The following is a 23,314-nucleotide window of genomic DNA, read 5'->3' as shown; positions in this document are numbered from 1 at the left end:
CAAAAATTAAAATCACTTAAAAAGGAAAAATATTAAGTTAACATAAAATAATTTTTCAAATCTATTGCCCTCATTTTCAATTTAAAAAACAAAAAAAGCGACAAAATGCCGCTTTTATATTTTTTATCATCCCCTATGATCAATTCAGATAGAACTCATATTTATTGAGGAGCTGAATTTCCTTAATCAGATCTCCGTTCAGATCTACGGAATGTTTCATAGACTGAACTTCTATCTGGGAATCATCCTCAATATTTTTGATATAGAATTTAAGTTTCTGATTTCCTTTATTCCTGTCGAGAACAGTTCTGAAGAAGTCAAGATCTTCAGCACGCACATCCATGACATCCATCACCAGAGAAATGCTTTTTGCAAACCTTTCAAAAGCTTCCTGAAGCTCTATGACATCGTTTACATTTACGAAAACCCTTCCGTCTTTTACCTGTGCGAATTTTATTTTAAAAATCACAAATCGCTGAACTTCCAGCTTTTCTTTCAAACGCATATAATCCCTGTCTCCAAGCCTGAAAGAATAGGATCCGGAATAATCTTCCAATGTTACAAAAGCGACTTTCTCACCGCTTCTGAAGCCATCCTGCACTCTATACTCAGTAATAAGTCCGGCTACGGTATATTCTTTTCCGCCACCGCCGTTTTCTCTTTCTTTCTGAAGTGTTTTCCAGTCTTTCTTCTTCTCTTCAAATAGCTCTTCCTGTTTATTGGCAAAAGCCTGTTCTTTGTAAGCATCTACCTCATCGAGATTCAGGAACATGAAATTCCCCTTTGGTTCGGCTTTTTTCGTGACTTCTTCTATCACTTCCTCTTCTCCTATCGACAATTCATCAGAAACAACTTCAATAAGATCCACCGTTTCATCCAGAGAATCTTTTTCCAAAATAGGAACTTCATCTGTCACCAACTTTTCCTCTTCATCTTTTTCCAGGACAGACTTCTTAGATAACTGCCCCTGCATAAACTGAAAATGATATTTAAATTCATCCAGCGGATGCGCAGACAGATAGAATCCAATGATCTCTTTTTCTTTATTAAGCTTATGCATATTCGGCCATTCCGGGCAAGGCGGCAGTTTCGGCTGCTCGATCTGCACCTCATCGGCAAAGTCTGCAAAAAGAGAGTGTTCCATTTCGTTTTTACTCTCCTGGAAGCTCTGTCCGTATCTGATCAATCTTTCCAGATTGGTTTTCCCAGCCATATCAATATCGAAATACTGACCTCTGTGGTAAGAACCCAGTTCATCGAAAGCTCCTGCCAACACCAAACTTTCAGCCACTCTTTTATTCATTTGGGAAGGCTGAATTCTCTCGAAGAAATCATAAATATTTTTAAACCTTCCATTGGCTCTTTCTCTTGTAATCGCCTCACTCGGCCCCTCTCCAATCCCTTTGATTGCTCCCAAACCGAAACGGATCTGACCTTTTTCGTTTACAGAGAATTTATATTGAGATTCATTCACATCCGGCCCCAAAACATCTACCCCGATACTCTTGCAATCCTCCATAAACATGGTGATAGAGTCCGTATTGTTAATGTTATTACTCATCACACTCGCCATATATTCTGCAGGAAAATTAGCTTTCAGATAGGCAGTATGATACGCAATCATTGCATAGCATGTAGAGTGAGATTTGTTGAAGGCATATTCTGCAAAGGCTTTCCAGTCATTCCAGATTTTTTCTAAACGTTCTTCATTAAGATTGTTTTTCCGTCCTCCTTCAATGAATTTCGGGTACATTTTATTCAGAACATCAATCTGCTTTTTACCCATCGCCTTTCTCAGCGTATCGGCTTCACCTTTTGTAAAGTTGGCCAGCTTCTGGGATAAAAGCATTACCTGCTCCTGGTATACGGTAATCCCGTAGGTTTCTTTTAAATATTCTTCGGTCTCCGGTAAATCGTAAACAATTTCTTCAATCCCGTGCTTCCTGTTGATAAAGTTCGGGATATATTTGATCGGTCCCGGACGGTATAAGGCGTTCATGGCAATGAGATCGGCAAAAACCGTAGGCTTAAGCTCTCTCATGTACTTCTGCATTCCGGGGCTTTCATACTGGAAAATCCCGACAGTTCTACCTTCTTTAAACAACTGGTATGTTTTTGTATCATCCAGCGGAATTTCATCCGGATCAAGGTCTATATTATGCCTTTGCTTTACCAGTTTCATAGCATCTTTAATGATCGTCAGCGTACGAAGTCCCAGGAAGTCCATTTTCAGAAGTCCGGCACTTTCCGCCACCGAGTTATCAAACTGGGAAACCAGAATATCTGCATCTTTCGCTGCAATGGTGATCGGAACCAGGTTACTTACATCCTCGGGAGTAATAATCACCCCACAGGCGTGGATTCCGGTATTCCTGATACAGCCTTCCATTTTCCTGGCACTCGCCAATACATCGAAACGCGGATCATCAGGATTATCGAGGACCATTCTCATTTCATCCACCAGCATTTGATCTTCAGGCTTCAGCTTATCATATTTAGCCAAAGCTTTTGCGATGTTCATTCCGGGACTTGGCGGAATCAGTTTTGCAATATTATTGGTATCAGGAATCGGAAGATCCAGTACCCTTCCCGCATCTTTAATGGCAGATTTACCTCCTAAAACGGAGTAGGTAATGATCTGCGCCACCTGACTCTGTCCGTATTTTTCGATCACCCATTTAATCACCCTGTCACGACCTTCATCATCAAAGTCAATATCAATATCGGGCATCGAAACCCTTTCCGGGTTCAGGAATCTCTCAAAAAGGAGATCATACTTAATAGGGTCAACGTTGGTAATCCCGATACAGTACGCTACCGCAGAACCTGCCGCAGAACCCCTTCCCGGTCCTACCCAAACTCCCATGTTTCGGGCTTCATTACAGAAATCCTGTACAATAAGGAAATATCCGGGGTAACCGGTATTGGCAATTACGTCAAGTTCAAAGTCCAGACGTTCTTTGATTTCATCTGTAATTCCGGTATCAACATATCTTTTTCTTGCTCCTTCATACGTCAAATGCGTCAGATAAGCCATCTCTCCTCTTTTCCCGCCATCCACAGCATCTTCAGCATGGATGAACTCTTCCGGAATGTCAAATTTAGGAAGGAGAACGTCTCTTTTTAATGTATATGGACTGAATTTAGCAAGAAATTCTTCATATGCATCAAAAGCATCCGGATACGCCAGAAATGCTTCTTTTATTTCATCACTGTTCTTGATATAATATTCTCCCGTGGTAAGTCCTCTTCGTTTTCCGAAGCCTTTTCCTACCGGAGTTGTCAGCTTTTCACCATCCTTGATGCAGCTTACGATATCCTGGATATTGGCATCATCTTTTTGGGTATAAAACGTTTCGTTCTGGGCAAGAATTTTTGTATCATATTTATCGGCCAGATAAAGCAAAACTTCATTTAAATGCTCTTCTTCAGGTAGTTTATGATTCTGAAGCTGCACATAGAAATCATCCCCGAAAGTTTCCTTCCACCATTTAAAGAGCTCTTCCCCTTTCTGCTCCCCTGTATTAAGGATTGCATCGGGAATATCTCCCAAAATTCCGGAGGTTACAGCAATCAATCCTTCTTTGTATTCAGCAATCAATTCTCTGCTGATCCTCGGTACGCCGAAATAGAATCCTTTTAAAAATCCAATACTCGACAGTTTCGCCAGGTTTTTATATCCGTTAAAATCCTTCGCCAAAAGAACCATCTGCGTTCTTCTGTCCGGATCATCTTTGGTAAACTGCTTCTGTTCGTAACGGTCTGAGATGTAAAACTCACAACCTACAATCGGAATAAGCGGCTCTGAAACCGGCTCTTCTTCTGTAAATTCTGTTCCGTTTTCTTCAGCTTCCTGTTTTTTAGCGAGGAATTCTTTATGCTTTTTTGAACGGTCGGAGTTTGTAGATTCTACCGCTGATACAAATTTAAAAGCCCCCATCATGTTTCCGATATCTACCATTCCTACTGCAGGAAAGTTTTCATCAGACGCCTTTTTAATCAGGTCATTAATGCTGGAAGTCGCCATCAATGTTGAGAAAACACTGTGACTGTTGAAATTGAAATATTTCCCGATATCAACTTCGTCAATATTTCGGGAGTCTGTATGTTTTTTCTTGCTGTTAAAATCAGCAACCTGCCGTCTGATAACAATAGGAAAAGGCTTTATCGGATCCGGATAAAGTCTTTTGAAATACTCAAGCTGATCTTCAGAGATTTTCAGTACTTCAGAAGAAATCACACCTATCCTCATCATTTCGAAGAAAACTCTGGCTGTTGCATTTACGTCGGCCGCTGCGTTGTGGGCTTCGTCAAATTTATGACCGTAAAGTTTTTCATACAACTCCTCCAGTTTCGGAGATTTATATCGTCCGCCTCTTCCGCCACCCAGCTTACAATAATCCGTTCCCAGAATCATGGTATCAGCTTTAGGTTTAGCCTGAAGATTGTCTTTTATATCTTTTCTGAAGAATTCTGCTCCTACGATATTGTAATCGAACTCTACATTGTGTCCGGAAACAATTCTTACCCTGTCCAACACTTTGGAAAACTCTTCCAAAATCTCCTGCAGATCACGTCCTTCTTCATTCGCGATCTTGGTCGTAATCCCGTGAATCCTTGCGGCGTTGAAGGGAATATCGTACCCTTCAGGTTTTATAATATAATCCTGATTTTCAATTAACTTACCCTCATCATCATGGATCTGCCACGCGATCTGAACCATTCTTGGCCAGTTATCAGAGTCTGAAAGCGGAGCATTGAAATTCTTAGGTAAACCGGTTGTTTCTGTGTCAAAAATTAAATACATATACGTTTCTAACTTTTATAAAAAAAAGAGAATGTAAAGTTACTTCATTTTTTCAAAAATTCAACAGTAAAAGACAACAGAATGGCGAATAACTTTTCACAAAATTCGCTTTATAAATGAAAAATGAATTTCACTTTAAAAACAAACATAAATCACCAATAGTACAAGATAAAACTTAATTAAAATAAATCATTACCAACAAAATATACTTTTAATTAAAATTTTAACAATATTTCATTGTAGTTTGAAATAACATCTTTTATATTTGGTTTGAAAATATAACCCAGTAACAAGTCTTACGCCATAATAATACAAAAGCATATCAATATAACAAATCAACTTTTCATTAATTCCCCGGCCGTTTTCAATTTTTTTGGAAGCGGTTTTTTAGGGCTTAAATCCTTCAAAACAGCACCGTTTTGAAGGTCTCTGTTTAAAAAACTAATTAGGGGACAAGCCCTTACTCACAACAATCTCAAGAAAACACTAACACTTGTTCGTATTTTGTTTTTTTGTGTATATTTGCTTCCTATGGAAAATACACTTCACGAAAAAGTTTCTCAGGATATTTTGCTAAAAGCGTACAATCACATGATGCTGGCTAAAGCAATGGCAGATATCTATGAAGAAAACAGAAATATCTGTAAATATGTTCATAGTACATCAAGAGGCCATGAAGCTATTCAGCTGGCAACCGCTTATCAGCTAAAAAAAGAAGACTGGATTTCTCCTTATTACAGAGACGAAAGTATTCTTTTGGGAATCGGTTTTGAGCCGTATGAACTGATGCTTCAATTGCTGGCAAAAGCTGAAGATCCTTTTTCAGGAGGAAGATCGTATTATTCTCACCCTTCAAGCAGAGATGAAAACAAACCGAAGATCATCCACCAGAGTTCTGCTACAGGAATGCAGACCATTCCTACTACAGGCGTTGCACAAGGGATAAAGTATATTCAGGATTTCAATTTACAGACTTTTGAAAACAATCCGGTTGTGATTTGTAGTCTTGGAGACAATTCCGTAACGGAAGGTGAAGTAAGTGAAGCTTTACAGTTTGCTGCCCTTCACCAGCTTCCTATCATATTCCTGGTACAGGATAATGAGTGGGGAATTTCCGTAACCAAAGAAGAAGCAAGAACATGTGATGCTTACGATTTCGTAGCTGGATTTACAGGTCTTAGCAGAATGCGTGTAGACGGAACTGATTTTGTAGAAAGCTTTGAAGCGATGAAAAAGGCAGTAGATTTTGTAAGAAACGAAAGAAAGCCTTTGGTTGTTTGTGCTAAAACCGTACTTATTGGTCACCATACTTCAGGAGTAAGAAGAGAATTCTATAGAGACGAAGAAGATTTAACAAAACATAGAGCTAAAGATCCGGGCGAGATTCTTAGAAAACAACTCCTGGAATCAGGAACTGACGAAGATCTATTAAAGCAGATCACTAAAAAAGCACGTTTGGAAGCTGAAGAAGCTTTTGAAAGAGCTAAAAATGCAGAAGATCCAAAACCGGAAACGGTTATGCAACACGTTTTCGCTCCTACTCCAATTACGGAGGAAACGGGAACACGTGAGCCTGCAGGCGGTGAAAAAATCGTTATGGTAGATGCTGCCATTCATGCGGTTCAGGAGCTGATGTGGAAGCATCCTGAAGCTCTTCTTTACGGACAGGATGTAGGCGAGAGAATCGGAGGTGTTTTCAGAGAGACTGTGACTTTAGGAAAAAAATTCGGAAGCAAAAGAGTCTTCAATACGGCTATCCAGGAAGCTTATATCATCGGATCAACTGCCGGAATGAGCGCCGTAGGACTGAAACCTATCGTAGAAGTTCAGTTCGCGGATTACATCTATCCGGGAATCAACCAGCTGATCACTGAAATTTCAAAATCAAGTTATTTAAGCCAGGGGAAATTCCCTGTAAGCAATATCATTCGTGTACCCATCGGTGCATACGGCGGCGGCGGACCTTACCACAGTGGAAGTGTTGAAAGCATCTTAGCTAACATTAAAGGAATCAAGATTGCTTACCCGAGCAACGCAGCCGATTTCAAAGGTCTATTAAAAGCAGCTTATTACGATCCGAATCCAGTAATCATGTTAGAGCATAAAGGTTTATACTGGAGCAAAGTTCCGGGAACTGAAGATGCTAAAACTATTGAGCCGGCAGAAGATTACATCCTTCCTTTTGGAAAAGGTAAAGTAATCATTGAAGCTGATCAGAATGAAACGGAAAAAGGCAGAACTTTATTGGTTGTCACTTATGGAATGGGCGTTTACTGGGCGAAAGAAGCTGTGAAGAATTTCAGCGGAAAAGTGGAAGTAATCGATTTGAGAACCATCATTCCTCTGGATGAAGAGCTTGTATTCGAAAGAGTGAAAGCTCACGGAAAATGTATCGTCCTTACCGAAGAGCAGCTTAATAATTCATTCGCTGAAGCATTTGCCCACCGTATCTCGAAAAACTGTTTCAAATATCTGGACGCACCTGTAGAGACTATGGGTTCTCTGGATGTTCCGGCCGTTCCTATCAACTTGATCCTGGAAAAAGAAATGCTTCCTAATGCTGAAAAACTCAGCAAAAAGATTGAAGAAATGCTGAAATATTAATCATCCCATATTAATTATACGAAACCTCTAATTTTTTTAGAGGTTTTTTTTATTACATTTATTAAAGCAAAAGACCTCCCTATTTTTGGTATTTCTTTTGCTTATGCACACCCAATTTGATGAAACAATATGATCACCACCAAATATTTTAATTACAAACAGGTTCTCAATCTCGCAGGCGGACATATAATCTGGCTTACGGCCTGGTGTACTTTAGTGGCAGCCCTTTTTTACTTTTTTAAATGGAAATGGATGATCATTCCCTGGGTCCCGGTAGCCCTGATTGGTACTGCAGAAGCTTTTTATGTAGGTTTTAAAAACAATCAGGCTTACGACAGACTGTGGGAAGCCCGGAAAATATGGGGCGGAATCGTGAATTCCAGCCGTTCTTTCGTTTCGATGCTGTATGCTTTTAATACCACAGGTGAAGGCAACAGTGAGACCGAAAGCATCAAAAAGAAAATTGCATACCGCCATATTGCATGGCTGTATACTTTCCGTGAACAATTATTAGTGCCTACGGAATGGGAGCATATGTCTCAGAAAAGACATTTTGGGGATATTAATATCAGAAGACACCGACTGATTAAAGCCGGATTCCCTGATTATGGAAGGACGCCTATTTTCCTCCATAAATACCTTTCGGAAAAGGAACTGGATCTTCAACCGGAATATAAAAACTTCGCTACATATCTGATTTCAAAACAGGCTAAGGATGTGAACGAATTAAAAAACTTCGGTGATATCACAGACTTCAACCAGATGCAGCTTCAGGAGGCTCTCAATTTGTTTTATGACTACCAGGGGCAGGCGGAAAGAATTAAGAAATTCCCTTCACCCAGACAGTTTGCAAGCACGGCATTTATTTTTAATGTAATCTTCATTATGCTTCTTCCTTTGGGATTGGTGAACGAATTCGCCAAATTAGGAAACTGGGGAATATTGATCAGCATTCCTTTCTGTGTTATTATCGGATGGATCTACATTGTGATGGAACTCGTTGGTGACTACTCAGAAAACCCGTTTGAAGGGATGATGTTTGACATTCCGATGCTTTCCATATGCCGGACCATTGAGATCGATGTCCTTCAAATGATTGGAGAACATGACGATCTTCCAGAACCTATCGCTTCAAAGAATGGAGTTCTCGTATAGATTTACCTGAGTTCGGGATAAGACATTTGTTTGAGATTTCAGACGTCAGATTTCAGATTTCAGACGATCATTTAATAGCTTAATTACGACCCCAACCATCAACCAAAACTCAGTTTAAATTACAGAACGATCGCCGTGGTATTTTTCACTTCAGAGATCATAAAAGAGCTGTGGGTACTGGCTATATGCTGAAGCGCCGTTAATTTGCTGAGCATAAAATTCCGGTAATCCTCCATGTCTTTTACTCCTATTTTAAGGATATAATCATAATCACCGCTTACATGGAAGCATTCCGTCACTTCCTGCAGGTTCATGACTTCCCTTTCAAACTGCAGCACAAATTCTTTTTTGTGTTGCGTCAGTTTTATATGACATAAGACAATAAAATCACGGTCTATTTTATGCCTGTCCAGTAATGCGACATACTTCGAGATCACGCCAAGATTTTCAAGCTTTTTTATCCGTTCATAAACAGCCGTTACAGACAAACCAAGCTTGTAAGACAGTTCTTTGGTGGTCTGTTTGCAGTCTTGCTGAAGGAACAGGAGCAGTTTTTTATCGGTTTCATCAAAGTTCATAGATAATTTTTTGGATAAAGTTTAACAAAATCAAATATAATAAACATATTTTCTAATAAAAGCAAAAATTTCAGATTTATATTCTACATATTTAAATATCTCTTGTAATAATTATGAAAACTGAGCATATTTAACCCGGACAAATAAAATCTAAAGCTTATGGAAAATTTTAATGCAGCCAATGAGATCCAGGATCTGCAATATTTTGGCGAATTCGGAGGGGTAAATCCATCGATTTCTGACAGCTCTACCTATACCTTCCTTTCTGCAAAAACCATGTTTGATACTTTTGAAGGCAATGCTGAAGGGTGTTATCTATATTCCAGACATTCATCCCCGATGAATCTGTACCTTGCTCAGGCATTGGCTAAAATGGAGAATACAGAAGCTGCCAACGTTACCGCATCCGGAATGGGAGCAATTACTTCTGTTTTAATGCAGGTATGTAAAAGCGGTGACCATATTATTTCCAGCAGAACCATTTACGGTGGAACGTATGCTTTTCTTAAAAATTTCCTTCCTCCATTTCATATTGATACCACTTTTGTAGACATCAGCAATTTTGAGTCTATAGAAAACGCTATAACTCCCAATACGAAAGTGATCTACTGCGAAAGTGTAAGCAACCCGCTTCTTGAAGTGGCAGACCTTAGAAAACTTTCAGAAATCTGTAAAAAACACAATCTGAAACTGATTGTAGATAATACCTTCTCCCCTCTTTCTGTTTCACCGACATTGTTAGGTGCTGATATCGTCATTCACAGTTTAACCAAGTTTATCAACGGAAGCAGTGATACGGTAGGCGGTGTATATTGTGGAACTCAGGAATTCATTAATGATACGAAAAACGTTAATAACGGAGCTTGTATGCTACTGGGACCTACGATGGACAGCTTCAGATCTGCAAGTATACTTAAAAACCTGAGAACGCTTCATATCAGAATGAAACAGCACAGCCACAACGCAATGTATCTTGCGGAAAGGTTCGAAAAAGACGGACTGAAAGTATCTTATCCGGGACTGAAATCCCATAAGGATCATGAGCTGATGAAATCTATGATGTACGAGGAATACGGATTCGGAGGACTTCTTACATTAGATGCCGGAACTACCGACAAAGCCAATGAGCTGATGGAAATGATGCAGGCAGAAAATCTGGGTTATCTGGCGGTAAGTTTAGGGTTTTATAAAACTTTATTTTCCTGCTCGGGAAGTTCTACTTCATCGGAGATTCCGGAAGAAGAGCGTGAAGCAATGGGCATCTCAGACGGATTGATCAGATTCTCCATCGGACTGGATCATGATATTGCCAGAACTTATGAAAAAATGCGGGAATGCATGCTAAAAACAGGCGTTCTCAACCATGAAACTATATTTATATCCTAATTTATTGTTATAAAAGCTGTCGGAATTTCTGGCAGCTTTTATTTTTTAATTAAAACCTGTTTAAATTTATATTTTTTGGATATGATACAAATCCAGGGATTAAGCAAAATTTTTTATTTTTTCAATGTCCTTTTGTCTTGAAATCGCAGATTCGACGTAGTCAAACAAAAGAACGAAAAATTGTCTCCATAAAGTCGACGAATGATATTTCAAGGCTGGAATCTTCCACTAAAAAAATTTTGTTCTCTCAAAATTCTAAACTTGCGCGAATTCAATATAGGTTGTTCGATTCAACAATAGTTTCGCGTTTCGAACAGAAGATTTTTTTAACGTTCACAATATCTATTTTTTACGCTACAGATTCCTGGGCCGCTCGATATCATACTTTTTCACGCAAAGCTTTATTTTAGAGAGCGTTCAGTTTTGAGGAAGGCAAAGAGTGTGACTCCGTCACTGATTAAGCGATCGGTATAAAGTGTCTGCTTAATCGAATCAATGGATAATTGATTCCTTCTTTACAGCCTTCAAGTATTCAGTGTTAAAATAGACCTTTGCGTGAAAAAATATGATCTATTTGATATGGAAATGTTTCGGGAAAGCGTCTTCGGGTTTCATTCTGAAAATATTCAGAAGCACCCATGATTTCAGGAAACCGTAGCCATAGGAAAACATTTGAATGTAGGTAGAAATCACGGCCATTCCGGCAATACTTATATTTTTCGTCACTATCATCGCATGGAATAACACCAGGAAAGTATACAATCCGTAAAATGCCAGGATAATCCCTCTGCCTAAAACAAAATACTCTATAAAACCGAAAATATACCCTAACATAAACAGGGTAGGAAATGCAAAAGAGATTTTTACATAATTGGGATGCCTCTGATTAAGAATCGGTCTGGCACATCCAAACTGATACACCTGTTTTGAAAATTTACCCAGATCTACCCTTCTCTTGTGAAACACAGCGATATCATCGAAAAATGCGGTCGTAAAACCTTTTTCCCAAAGGGTCATGGACAGATCCGGATCTTCCCCGATTCTCATCTCTGAAAAACCGCCTACTTTTTCAAAAACTGCTTTATTCACGCCCATATTGAAACTTCTCGGTTGAAATCTGGAAACTGCTTTTTTACTTCCTCTGATTCCTCCCGTTGTAAACACTGAGGTCATGGAATAGGAAATGGCTTTCTGCATCAGATTGAAACCTTTGTGCGCTTTATCCGCTCCTCCGAACGCATCACATGGAATAGTCTCAATATCTTTTTTAATATTTTCGATATAGTCTTTTTCTACGATCACGTCGCTGTCTACAAAAAGAAGCCAGTCATTCTGAGCTCTCTTCGCCCCATAGTTTCTGCTGAGTCCGGGACCGGAATTGTCTTTTCTGAAATATTTGATGTTCAGTATTTCCTCAAAATTCTGAATGGTTGGCTTAAGGTCAATAAGAGAACCGTCGTCTACAATGATCACTTCAAACTCTTTATCTGTCTGAAATGTCAGAGAATTAAGCAGTTCAAAAAGTTCGTCTTTTCGGTTAAAAATAGCAACGACAATGGAAATAGTAGGTCTCAAATTGAAAATTTTTCAAAATTACTTATTCGCTGAGGAATCTACAAACAGTTTAACAGCTTATTCAAAGAAATTAACTTTTAAAGTGTGGAAAATAGCTTTGGAATTCTCAACACAGTAAATTGACATTTTAAACAAAATTATCATCATGACTACCGCATACCTTTGTTGTAGAACTTTAAACAATAAAAAATGATACAGAATATCAATCCATTACAACAACCTGTTCAGTCAGGGTTTAATGCAGCATCAACCGCACAGGAAATCATCAAAGGAATCGACCTTACCGGAAAAACAGTCATCATTACAGGAGGCTACGCAGGAATTGGTCTTGAAACGACAAAAGTATTGGTTTCCGCTGGAGCAACAGTGATTATTCCGGCAAGAGATATTGAAAAAGCGGGTAAAAACCTTACCGGTATTGACCCTATAGAACTGGAAAAAATGGATCTGATGGATCCGGATTCTATCGATGCATTCAGCGAAAAATTCCTGGCTTCTGGGAGAAATCTTGACCTTCTGATCAATAATGCAGGTATTATGTGGGTTCCACTTCGAAGAGATGACAGAGGTATTGAATCTCAGCTGGCCACAAATTACCTTGGACAATTCCATTTGACTGCAAGACTTTGGCCGGCATTGAAGAAAGCAGGAAACGCCCGTGTTATCAGTGTTTCTTCTTACGGGCATCAGATGGCTCCATTTGATTTTGAAGATCCGAATTTCGCGCACAGAGAATACCAGACGCTTTTGGGTTATGGGCAGTCGAAGACGGCGTGTAATTTATTTTCCGTTGCATTGGATGAAAGGGGAAAGAAATTCAATATCAGAGCGTATTCACTGCATCCGGGTTCTGTGTATGGAACCGATTTGGGTCGAGAAGAACCGATTGACCTTTATATCCAGATGGGAACGCACGACAAGGATGGAAAAATAAAGCCTGAAGTGGAAGCCAAATTAAAAACAATTCCGCAAGGTGCCGCTACAACCGTTTGGTGCGCAACAAGTCCTGATCTTCAGAATATCGGCGGAGTGTATTGTGAAAATTGTGATATCGCTGAAATCGATCTAGGACAGATAGAACATCGATATGATGAACCAGCAACGATTCGTGGAGTGCAGCCTTATTCCATTGACCAAGAAAACGCAGAGAAATTATGGACATTGAGTGAAGAAATGTTGGGCTTTACTTTCGATGCAGACTAATCCCTTTTTAAATACATTTGTACTTATAAACTAAAAACGATGGATTTCCAGATACAGTACATCACTCCGGACATCAAGCTTTCAACCTACGACGATAAGCTCTTCAAAACGGAAACGGTTTTTGAATACCATATGCTGGTCTGGTTTATATCAGGCGAAACCAAAATCATTCAGGCTGACAAAACCTATCTGTTCAAAGCGGGAGATATTTTTCTGATTCCCAGAAACCATCTCGCGACCATCATCAATTATCCTAAGGACGGACTTCCTCATAAAGCTGTAGTCATGCATCTTACCACAGAAAAGCTGAAACATTTTTATGCTGCCGTTGAATTAAAGCACAAAACAACAGGCTATGATGCTAAGATTTACAGTTTTCAAAGTCACCCTTTATTAAAAAGCTGTCTTGCGTCTCTCATCCCTTATTTTGAAGTAGAAGGAACTTTCCCGGAACATATTGCTTCACTGAAAATCACAGAAGCCATTAGCATCCTCAGAGAAATTGATCCCGACGTAGACTTTATTCTGGCCGATTTCGAAGAACCCGGAAAAGTAGATCTGATTGGTTTTATGGAAAAAAATTATATGTTCAATATGCCTCTGGAAAGATTCGGGTATCTTACGGGAAGAAGTCTTTCGACTTTTAACAGGGATTTCAGGAAAGTTTTCCAGACTACGCCTCAACGATGGCTTACTCAAAAACGGCTGGAACTGGCCTATTATCATTTAAAGGAAAAGCATAAAAGACCTTCGGATGTATTTATGGAAGTCGGTTTTGAGGATCTTTCGCATTTCTCTTATGCCTTCAAAAAACAGTATGGGCTCGTACCTTCTGCTTTAAACTGATTCAACGAAACAAACGGTTATCGTTAAAAAATAAAAAGGACAAATATTATTGAAATATTTGTCCTTTACATTAAGCTGTAAATAATATATTCTGAATTAATATCTACCTTTAAGCATTACCTGTCTCAGCTGATAATCCTAATATACGGTATTCTGCCCGTACAGTACATTCGTAGCATTCGAGAAATAGGATGCGATATTGGCAGATCCCAAATCATAATACAGGAAAACACCATATCCATCATCTTTTGTTCTCTGTGCATAATCTGTAACAGTAGAAGTATCTGTAAAAGTAGAAGTTGCGGGATTCACATTCACTGCTGCTGCGCCCTTATGAGCGCTGTCAAGACCCGGAATATCAGGAGCGGAATAGGTGCTGTAATATGGATTCCACGCGAAATCTACCTTAGATCCTACGGTAACCCCATTGTAAGAAAGATTATCCGCAGAAGGACCAATATTATAAAACGAAATAATTTTATCCGGAAGCAATTCTCTGAGAGCAGTCACTAAATAAACAAATGAAGACTGATTAGGCTGCGGAGTTCCGTTAGCTCCATAATTGGCATATTCATCATCGAAATCGATACCATCCAAACCATAAGTATTCACAGCATCAGCTAATTCCTGGGCAAAAGCCTTCGCCGCAGCCTGATTTGGAAAATTAGCAAACCCTGCACCCTGGTGGTTTCCAAGAATCGATAGCATCACTTTAATTCCTTTATCCTGCAAAGGTTTTATGTACGTGCTTTTATTACTAAGTACATTGGTGACCTGGTCATTAAAATGCAGATACGCTTTCTGGGTGGAAGTATTGTAATTGATATTGGCGGCAAAAATAATAGCAACGTCAAAAAGCTGTTTGCCATCTGCCAGTTTATATTTGCCAACTTCCCTGATATCATTGTTATTGACTTCAACATACATCACTGACAATGGTTTTTTCCCGAAAGCAGCCACCTTAGACGCTGTATTTCCTTTTGCTGATACAGCAGATTCATTTGAAATTACCGACTCATCCGAACGGTCTGAGTTACACGAAATAATCATGAAAGTACTGATACATAGCATCAGTAAAAACATCAAGCTTATCTTCTTCATATTGTTAATATTTTATTGTTTATACGAATGTAGACAAGACCGGATGAGGCGTTCAATAATAAATCGTCAAAATATGTTATTATTTTATCACCAAAAACAACAAACATTAAATATTTGAAATAGATTAAGAAAATTCTATGAATAAATAAAAATCATATAAATTTTAAATATAAAGCTTTATGTAACGATGTGTTAATTTTTAGCAAATACATAAAACATTGATCACGTAAAATTCAGTGGGCTTTCCATTATACTTTTAAACTCATATAATGAAAGACAATTTCTCCGGCTGTATCAGTTGTTTTTACAGAAAAATAATTTTAAATAAAACACATGAGTAAACACTTATCATTGAATAGATTTCAGTATTTTTGATTAAAATTCAATCACCAAACGTTGAATTTAAAGATTATTCTAACTCAAAATCACAATCTATGAAAGCAAATTTAGCAGCCATCTCATTACTTCTGGGCATTTTCTCGAGTGCACAGGTTGGAGTAGGAACGAACAATCCAAGCGGAGCCTTCCATGTAGATGGGAATAAAGATAACGCAGCTTCACCTACTGCCGCCCAGGCCGACAACGACTTCATTATCACTTCTACAGGGTCGGCAGCTTTGGGAACCACAACAGTAGACGCATCGGCCAAATTCCAAATCAATGCAACCAATAAAGGAATGCTTATTCCGCGGGTCACGTTGTCAGCTCCTAATGACGGAACTACTATTCCATCTCCTGCGAAGGGACTTATCGTTTATAACACGAATGTCACGACCAATATGGAAGAAGGGTTTTATACCAATTACGGAACTCCTGCCCTTCCGCAATGGATTACGTATCAACAGCGCGACAAAACAGCATGGAAGCTTGATAACGTTTTTGATGTGACGGCTACAGCACCTGTAGATCAGGTCGTAACGGCCACAACGGCAGTGAATAATGTTAATTTAGGTCTGAGTGTAACGATTACCATTCCGGCATTTACGCAGGCCAAACTGGTGACCACTTACAGCGTTCCGATGGGAACCACCGCGATAGCGACCAATTTCGGAGGCTATTATGGAGTCCGGTTTTTGAAGAACGGAGCTGAACTTCCGGCAGGTTCCAGAAAATATACTGTTCCGGCGGTTTCTTCGGGTGCCAGTTCAAGAATGGCTTCTGTGAATGCTACAGTAGGAGATACAGTCGTCAACAATACTGCTTCACCAGTGAATGTCACTTATGCCCTGAATGGTTATGTGGAGCCAACTGCTGATACAGCAACAATCAGATTCAATATGTGGTCTACGGTAGATCCCAACTTCAACTGGGGACGTGGATATATGTCTATACAGATGTTTACAAAAACGACATTATAATTATTAGAATAACAGTACAGATTAAAATTAAGCTCCTTAGCAGGGAGCTTTTTTATTTAATACAAATACAAATCTGAGTGATCTGCAGAATCTGCGAGAAAATATTTAACGCAAAGAAATTATTATTGCTTCAGATTTGAGGAGGCAAAGAGGAAATCAACTTTGTTGATTTTGATGAAGCGATTTCTATAAGGGTAAATTATATAAATTTTCACATAGAAAATCTGTGCAATCTCCGGAATCTACGGGAAAATATTTCACGCAAAACGATCCTTATTAATTCTGTCTTTAAATAAACACTCCCGATTTGAAATAAACACAAAGTACGAGAGCAATAAAGAACAAGATCACCGAGCCACTGAAAAGTAACAATTTAAAAAAGCTTTTAAAATAATAAAGCTCCATTAGATTCAAAAGAAAAAACAGGACACCCGAAATGGCAGTTCCTATAAGTGAAGCCACTATTAAAGTCTGAGTGTAATTTTCTGCCGGTAACGGATCCTTAAACACAAAAAAAAGTAAAACGCCAGCCACGGCTATTAAACCTGCACTTACTTTTTCGGTGAAATACTTTGATTTTTTCTTTTTAGAAGTCTTACTATTATAATTCAGTCTTGCAGAAGATGAAGAACTACTGGCAACATCCAGTACATTTCCTAAAGTTTCAAGAAGATCCCACGCCATATTTAAAATTTGAGTTTAAGCAAAAATAAAAAATCTTTTGGAAAAATACCTGATTACTTTAAGAAAGGAAGCTGGAAGAAGGAGGATGGAAGTTACTACTGGGTTTCAGCTTTTCTGTAAGTCCTTAAATACCTTCGACATTCTAATAGTGTTTAAATTAAAAAAACCTTCCGGCTAAGGAAGGTTCTATGTAAAATTTGATTATTCTTTTTCCAGTTTATGGAGTTTTTTCGTTCCCTCATACATTTCATATTGCAGGAATCTGGTTTCCAGCTTTCCGTTGAAAAGTTTGATTTTTCTTGAAGGACGAAGGCCGATTTTCTTCACAGCCTCCAGATCAGAGGAGATCAGCCAGGCTAATGTATTCGGATAACTTGTTTTGAAGGTATCTCCGATCTTTTTGTAGAAATCATCATCATTAATAGAGATTCTCTCGTCATAAGGTGGGTTGAACACCATCAGTAATGGGAACAGTTCTTTTTTGGATTCAAAGAAATCCTGTGTTTTCACCTGGATAACATCTTCCATCTCGGCTGCTTCGATATTTGTTCTGGCTGCATTCAGCATTCTTCCATCAATATCATACCCCACAATCTTCCCGGTAAATTCTCTTACTCTGTTTACTCTGACTTCTTTGATTTTTGCAAAAAGATCAGCATCATAGTTAGCCCAGTTCTGGAAAGCAAATCTTCTTCTAAAGATCTGTGCTGGAAGATCCATTGCAATCATTGCTGCTTCCACAAGAAGAGTTCCTGAACCACACATTGGATCCAAAAAGTTTCCTTTTCCGTCCCAACCTGCCAGCTGAAGCATTCCGCTTGCCAAAACTTCATTAATAGGTGCCTCACCCTGCTCTTTTCTGTACCCTCTTTTAAACAGAGGATCTCCTGAAGAGTCCAGAGAAATCGTTACCAATTCTCTGTCAATATGCAGGTGAAACTTGATATCAGGGCTTCTTGTCTCTACATCAGGGCGTCTGTTGAATTTTTCCTGGAAATAATCCACGATCGCATCCTTCATTTTCAACGTTACAAACTGTGAATGTTTGAAGGTTTCAGAGTTCACGGTAGAATCAATCGCGAAAGACTGGTCTATACGCATATAATCTTCCCATGCAATAGCAGAGAGTTTACTGTAAAACTGGTGTTGATTAAATGCTTTAAATTCAAAAACAGGAATTAATATTTTTAATGCTGTTCTTGCAGAGTAGTTAATTTTATAAAGAAATCCGAGGTCACCTTCACAATTGACCGCCCGGTTTTTAATTTCTACGTTTTTCCCGCCTAATTTTTTGATCTCTTCAGCAAGGACCTGCTCCAGTCCGAAGAATGTCTTTATCTGAATCTTTAGATTTTCTGTGTCCATAAATTATAATTAAAAGATTTAATGATTTAATAATTAAAAGATTAGAGGTTCAATTTTGCTCTTAATTGAATCTTTCGATCTTTCAATATTTAAATACTTTGCTTTTAACCGCACAAATTTAGTTATTTTTGCATTATGGAATGGTTTGAATCTTGGTTTGATACACCTTATTATCATCTTCTTTATAGTAACAGAGACTATACGGAAGCCGAAAATTTCATTACAAAACTCACTGAAGACCTTCAGTTACCGCCTTCATCCAAGATTATTGATCTGGCCTGCGGAAAAGGTAGACACTCTGTTTTTTTGAATAAATTAGGATATGACGTACTGGGATTAGATCTTTCCAGACAGAGCATCGAATTCGATAAACAGTTTGAAACCCAGACGCTTTTGTTCAATGTTCATGATATGCGAAACCCTATTGATGCGGATCCGATGGATGCAGTCTTCAATTTGTTTACCAGTTTCGGGTACTTTGACAATGAAAGTGATGACAAAAAAGTGTTCCAGTCAGTTTATAATGTTTTAAAGCCGGGAGGATATTTTGTTCTGGATTATCTGAATGAAGAGTACGTGAGAACAAAAATAGTCCCTGAGACTACCATAACCCGTGGTGATATTGATTTTAAGATCCTGAAAAAGATCGAGGGAAGACATATCATCAAGGACATCCGTTTTGAAGCGGACGGAAAATCTTTTCACTTCTTTGAAAAAGTAAAACTTCATACTTTGGAAGCCATTAATTCATATGCAACAGACTGCGGTTTTGAAAGAGTTAAGATCTGGGGCGATTATCAGCTGAATGAATTTGACCGTGAAGTTTCTACACGCTGTATCAATTTATTTAAGAAAAAAGCATGATAACCGTCGTTTTACTGATCTTAAGCGTCATTACGGGAGTTTTTCTCGGCAAGCATTTCGGAAAAAAAGAAAAGCTGGCTAAAAATCTGCTGGTTCTGAGTGCCGGATTTCTGATCACCATCTGTCTGAATGAGGTTTTTCCACAGGTTTACACTTCCAAAATCGGAAGCAGTCTGGGAATTTTCGTGATCGCCGGGGTTTTGCTTCAGATGATTCTTGAAGCTTTAACGAAAGGTTTCGAGCATGGGCATTTTCACCATCACAGTGAAAACAATATCCTTCCGATGGCACTGATGGTTGGCCTGTTTATTCATGCTTTTATTGAGGGAATTCCCCTGGCTAATGAAAAACAACAGCTGTCACCTTATCTGCTGGGAATTGTGTTTCACAATCTTCCGATCTCATTTATTCTCGGAGCTTTTCTGTTTAACCGAAAAAATGAGTCCAAAAGTTCACCGTATCCTTCTATTCTGATCGTTGCCCTTTTTGCCCTTGCTTCTCCGATGGGAATGCTGCTTGGAAATTATTTCAACCCTGATCTTCAGCCTTATTTTCTGGCTATCGTAGGTGGAATTTTCCTGCATATCTCCTCTGTGATTATTTTTGAGAGCAATAAAAATCACAATATCGACTGGATAAAGATAGGACTTGTGATTCTGGGGGTTTCTTTAGCCCTGATCATGCATCTTTTCCACAGCCATCCATGATCATATCATTATAAAGTATCTGTGACCAATACAATCACAGATATTGAAAATCTATTCTCAAACCTTTCCTTCCTTTTGATAGATGGCAAGAATTAGATATCTTACTTATTTCAATTCAAGGATATTAATCAAATGCACTAATTAAAAGAAAATCAAATAGATAATTCTAAGAAACATTTAAAAATATAAATTTTTTGTTGATTTTTATTTAATTTATTTCACTTAAAAAAATATTAAATTCAATGATTTAACTATTTTTAACAAAATAATACCATTCTGTTTTTAGTTTTTTTATATATTCGTTATTCAAGTAATCACGCATATATGAAAAAAAACCAAACCCTTTCAAAAGCAGTCTTATTCTTCCTCATATCAGGAGTGCTATCCGCCCAGAACACCAAAGAAAAGGATTCTTTACAGATCAAAGAAATTGAAGATGTTGTGATGATAGGATACAAAACACAAAAACGCTCCAGTCTTACTGCTGCGGTTTCTGTGATATCAGAAAAAAAATTAAAGGATTCCAATACTCCTACTGTAGCCAACTTACTGCAAGGTAAAGCTTCAGGTGTTCAGGTAATGCTTGGCGGTGGTGCTCCCGGCTCATCTCCTACGGTAAAAATCAGAGGAAACTCTACCATAAACGGTCCCAGTGAAGCACTTTGGGTGGTAGATGGTGTTGTAATGAACGGAACTCCCAATCTGGATCCTAGCCAAATTGAAAGCATCAACATCCTAAAAGACGCTACTTCTACAGCCTTATATGGATCAAGAGGCGCTAATGGCATTGTACAGGTCTTCACAAAAGCGGGAAGTTCAGGAAAAAGTACACTTAACGTTTCAACGAATACTTCTTTTAATAATTTCACCAATGGACGTTTCAAGCTTATGAACGCCACACAGCTGTATGATTATTTCACCTCTATGAAAGGAGCTCCATCAATTCCTGAAAACCTTAGAAACAATGATTACAACTGGCTTAAAAATGGTACACAAACCGGTATTGCCCAAAACTACACAATTGATTTCAGCGGAGGCTCACCGCATTCGAAAACTTTTATTTCAGGAAATTATTATAATGAAAGCGGAAGTGTGAAGGGATATGATTTCAACAGATTATCTTTTAGAATTAATCACGAGCAAACGATAAAGCCATGGCTTATTCTCAAGCCTAAAGTAAGTTTATCCTATACTACAGGAAAAGACAAGCAGGAATCACTATACCAAATGTATCTCAATATGCCGTGGGACAACCCGAGAGATGCCAATGGAAATCTGGTACGATTGGATGAATTTTACACCGGAACATGGTACGGAAGGGACTTCAGCAATTATCTGTATGACCTTCAATGGAATTATGGAAAAAGCAACCAGATGGACCTTCTTGGAAATCTTGATGCAGAAATAAAGTTTTCAGATTATTTTAAATTCATTACCACCAACAGCATCACTTACAGAAACTATGATGATATGTATTATAACGATCCCAGATCTATTTCCGGGTTTAGTAATAAAGGGGAATTAATAGAGTCTTATGTAAAAAATATCAGCAAGTTTTTTAATCAGATGTTTAGATTTGACAAGGATTTTGGAAATCACAATGTTAATGCACTTGCAGCATACGAGTATAGCGATCGGTATTTTAAATCGTCCAGCGCCGGCGTATATGGTATAGTCCCGGGGACTACCATCTTTAATACAGGAGCCACAACAGGAAGCAAGCCAGGAGGATTGAAATCCGACAGGGCATATAATGCTTTTCTTTTTAACACTGAATACATTTTTGACAAAAAATATTTTGTCCAGGGATCTTTCAGAAGTGAATCTTCATCTGCATTTGGGGCAAACCAGCGCAACGGATTGTTTTATTCTTATAGCGCAGGATGGAATATTCATAAAGAAAAATTCTTCGTCGTAAAACCTGTTAATGAATGGAAACTAAGAGGCAGCCGTGGTCTGGTAGGAAATACACCTGGTCCTAATTACGGATGGCAGGATATGTATGAGCTGACTCAGGTCTATAACGGGCAGATTGGCGCAACTTGGAGCCAGCTAGGAAATTCTAACCTGACATGGGAGTCTATTTATCAGAACAACATAGGGACTGATCTAAAATTATTCAATAACAGATTAGGACTAAATATCGATTATTTCAGCAACAAAACTAAAAATTTACTAATCAGAATCCCTCTCCCTTCGTTAACCGGTGTGGACAGGCAGTATGTAAACATAGGAGATGTACAGAATAAAGGCTGGGAGTTCAGTCTAAATTATATGGTCATTAAATCCAGAAATATAAGCTGGGATTTGGGCTTCAATATCAGCACCTATAAAAACAAAATTCTTTCAACGAAGAATAATAGCACACAGGTATTGGCTAACAATCATGTTGCGATACCCGGGTATGATGTCAACTCTTTCTATATGAGAAAATGGCTGGGAGTTGATCCCTCCAATGGTCTGGGTCAGTGGGAAGTGATCAACGCAGACGGAACTACCAGGACAACCTCAAACTACAATCAGGCAACGGTACAGGTTGTAGGCTCTTCTACTCCGGATTATTATGGAGCCGTAAATACCAATCTGAGTATTAAAAATTTCTATTTCAATGCCAATTTTTATTTCTCACAGGGCGGACAAATCTATAATAGCTACAGAGAATTATTTGATTCGGACGGCGCATACCCTTACTACAATCAGATGGTATTACAAGACAACTGGACCAGATGGGAAAAACCAGGAGATATAGCCACGCATCCTGCAGCTATTTTTAATAACAATAATTTAACCAATAAACCTTCATCCCGATATTTGGAAGACGCAAGCTATATTAAGCTGAGATCCATAAGGCTGGGATATAATTTCCCGGAATCTTTAACAGAAAAACTAAAAATCAGGTCTGCAGGAATCTTCATTATGGGCGAAAATTTATTTACCATCACCAAATTCTCAGGGACTGATCCTGAGGTAGGAGCAGCCGATTCTTCCGTCGCCCCATCTTATTCCGGAACAGCCGGAGCCATTTATCCCAATCCAAGACGATTCTCAGTAGGATTCAATTTCTCTTTTTAAAATTTAAAG

Annotated in this window: 15 protein-coding genes; 9 read left to right on the top strand and 6 right to left on the bottom strand. The window is 38.6% G+C overall.

What is annotated here, in order from left to right; genetic code table 11:
* Nucleotides 1-139: 139 nt before the first annotated feature.
* Nucleotides 140-4,807, bottom strand: a complete 4,668-nt coding sequence (gene dnaE, locus BM143_RS09465; RefSeq protein WP_090024252.1) for a DNA polymerase III subunit alpha — start codon at nucleotides 4,805-4,807, stop codon at nucleotides 140-142.
* 531 nt (nucleotides 4,808-5,338) lie between these two features.
* On the opposite strand from dnaE, the gene BM143_RS09460 reads away from it, so the two are divergent.
* Nucleotides 5,339-7,411, top strand: coding sequence for an alpha-ketoacid dehydrogenase subunit alpha/beta (locus BM143_RS09460; RefSeq protein ID WP_090024251.1), 2,073 nt, complete (start codon nucleotides 5,339-5,341; stop codon nucleotides 7,409-7,411).
* A 129-nt stretch (nucleotides 7,412-7,540) separates the two neighbouring features.
* A complete protein-coding gene (locus BM143_RS09455; protein ID WP_090024250.1) occupies nucleotides 7,541-8,566 on the top strand; it encodes a bestrophin family protein in 1,026 nt (341 codons plus the stop codon).
* A gap of 119 nt (nucleotides 8,567-8,685) precedes the next feature.
* Here BM143_RS09455 and BM143_RS09450 read toward each other — a convergent pair whose 3' ends face one another.
* Nucleotides 8,686-9,144, bottom strand: a complete 459-nt coding sequence (locus BM143_RS09450) for an Lrp/AsnC family transcriptional regulator (protein ID WP_090024249.1) — start codon at nucleotides 9,142-9,144, stop codon at nucleotides 8,686-8,688.
* Nucleotides 9,145-9,303: 159 nt separating this feature from the next.
* On the opposite strand from BM143_RS09450, the gene BM143_RS09445 reads away from it, so the two are divergent.
* A complete protein-coding gene (locus BM143_RS09445) occupies nucleotides 9,304-10,530 on the top strand; it encodes an aminotransferase class I/II-fold pyridoxal phosphate-dependent enzyme (protein WP_034726484.1) in 1,227 nt (408 codons plus the stop codon).
* A 570-nt stretch (nucleotides 10,531-11,100) separates the two neighbouring features.
* On the opposite strand, the gene BM143_RS09440 is transcribed toward BM143_RS09445, so the two are convergent.
* Nucleotides 11,101-12,105 carry a glycosyltransferase family 2 protein gene (locus BM143_RS09440; protein WP_090024248.1) on the bottom strand — a complete coding sequence of 335 codons (1,005 nt, stop codon included), beginning with the start codon at nucleotides 12,103-12,105 and terminating at the stop codon, nucleotides 11,101-11,103.
* A 189-nt stretch (nucleotides 12,106-12,294) separates the two neighbouring features.
* Between BM143_RS09440 and BM143_RS09435 the strand changes: the two genes are divergently transcribed.
* Both BM143_RS09435 and BM143_RS09430 read left to right on the top strand, forming a co-directional pair.
* On the top strand, nucleotides 12,295-13,308 hold the full coding sequence (locus BM143_RS09435; protein WP_090024247.1) for an SDR family NAD(P)-dependent oxidoreductase: 1,014 nt from the start codon (nucleotides 12,295-12,297) through the stop codon (nucleotides 13,306-13,308).
* Nucleotides 13,309-13,347: 39 nt separating this feature from the next.
* The gene (locus tag BM143_RS09430; RefSeq protein ID WP_090024246.1) at nucleotides 13,348-14,154 is read left to right on the top strand and encodes a helix-turn-helix domain-containing protein; all 807 of its coding nucleotides are present in this window, start codon (nucleotides 13,348-13,350) and stop codon (nucleotides 14,152-14,154) included.
* Nucleotides 14,155-14,292: 138 nt separating this feature from the next.
* On the opposite strand, the gene BM143_RS09425 is transcribed toward BM143_RS09430, so the two are convergent.
* On the bottom strand, nucleotides 14,293-15,255 hold the full coding sequence (locus tag BM143_RS09425; protein ID WP_090024245.1) for an endo-beta-N-acetylglucosaminidase H: 963 nt from the start codon (nucleotides 15,253-15,255) through the stop codon (nucleotides 14,293-14,295).
* Between the two features lie 434 nt (nucleotides 15,256-15,689).
* Here BM143_RS09425 and BM143_RS09420 point away from each other — a divergent pair, with 434 nt between their 5' ends.
* Nucleotides 15,690-16,613, top strand: a complete 924-nt coding sequence (locus tag BM143_RS09420; protein WP_090024244.1) for a hypothetical protein — start codon at nucleotides 15,690-15,692, stop codon at nucleotides 16,611-16,613.
* Nucleotides 16,614-16,901: 288 nt separating this feature from the next.
* Here BM143_RS09420 and BM143_RS09415 read toward each other — a convergent pair whose 3' ends face one another.
* Complete coding sequence (locus BM143_RS09415) at nucleotides 16,902-17,297, bottom strand: branched-chain amino acid ABC transporter substrate-binding protein (protein ID WP_090024243.1); 396 nt, start codon at nucleotides 17,295-17,297, stop codon at nucleotides 16,902-16,904.
* Nucleotides 17,298-17,498: 201 nt separating this feature from the next.
* Complete coding sequence (locus BM143_RS09410; RefSeq protein ID WP_090024242.1) at nucleotides 17,499-18,662, bottom strand: THUMP domain-containing class I SAM-dependent RNA methyltransferase; 1,164 nt, start codon at nucleotides 18,660-18,662, stop codon at nucleotides 17,499-17,501.
* 135 nt (nucleotides 18,663-18,797) lie between these two features.
* Between BM143_RS09410 and BM143_RS09405 the strand changes: the two genes are divergently transcribed.
* The 3 genes from BM143_RS09405 (at nucleotide 18,798) to BM143_RS09395 (ending at nucleotide 23,305) form a co-directional block, all read left to right on the top strand.
* Complete coding sequence (locus tag BM143_RS09405) at nucleotides 18,798-19,526, top strand: class I SAM-dependent DNA methyltransferase (RefSeq protein WP_090024241.1); 729 nt, start codon at nucleotides 18,798-18,800, stop codon at nucleotides 19,524-19,526.
* Complete coding sequence (locus BM143_RS09400; RefSeq protein WP_228430743.1) at nucleotides 19,523-20,233, top strand: ZIP family metal transporter; 711 nt, start codon at nucleotides 19,523-19,525, stop codon at nucleotides 20,231-20,233. Before BM143_RS09405 ends, BM143_RS09400 begins: the two co-directional genes overlap by 4 nt.
* 324 nt (nucleotides 20,234-20,557) lie before the next feature.
* Nucleotides 20,558-23,305 carry a SusC/RagA family TonB-linked outer membrane protein gene (locus BM143_RS09395; RefSeq protein ID WP_090024240.1) on the top strand — a complete coding sequence of 916 codons (2,748 nt, stop codon included), beginning with the start codon at nucleotides 20,558-20,560 and terminating at the stop codon, nucleotides 23,303-23,305.
* The last annotated feature ends 9 nt before the right edge of the window (nucleotides 23,306-23,314 follow it).

It is taken from the genome of Chryseobacterium oleae (genome assembly GCF_900115055.1).
In the GTDB taxonomy this organism is placed as follows: domain Bacteria; phylum Bacteroidota; class Bacteroidia; order Flavobacteriales; family Weeksellaceae; genus Chryseobacterium; species Chryseobacterium oleae.
The sequence above is the reverse complement of the archived record's forward strand: the minus strand, read 5'-3'. Positions and strand labels throughout refer to the sequence as shown.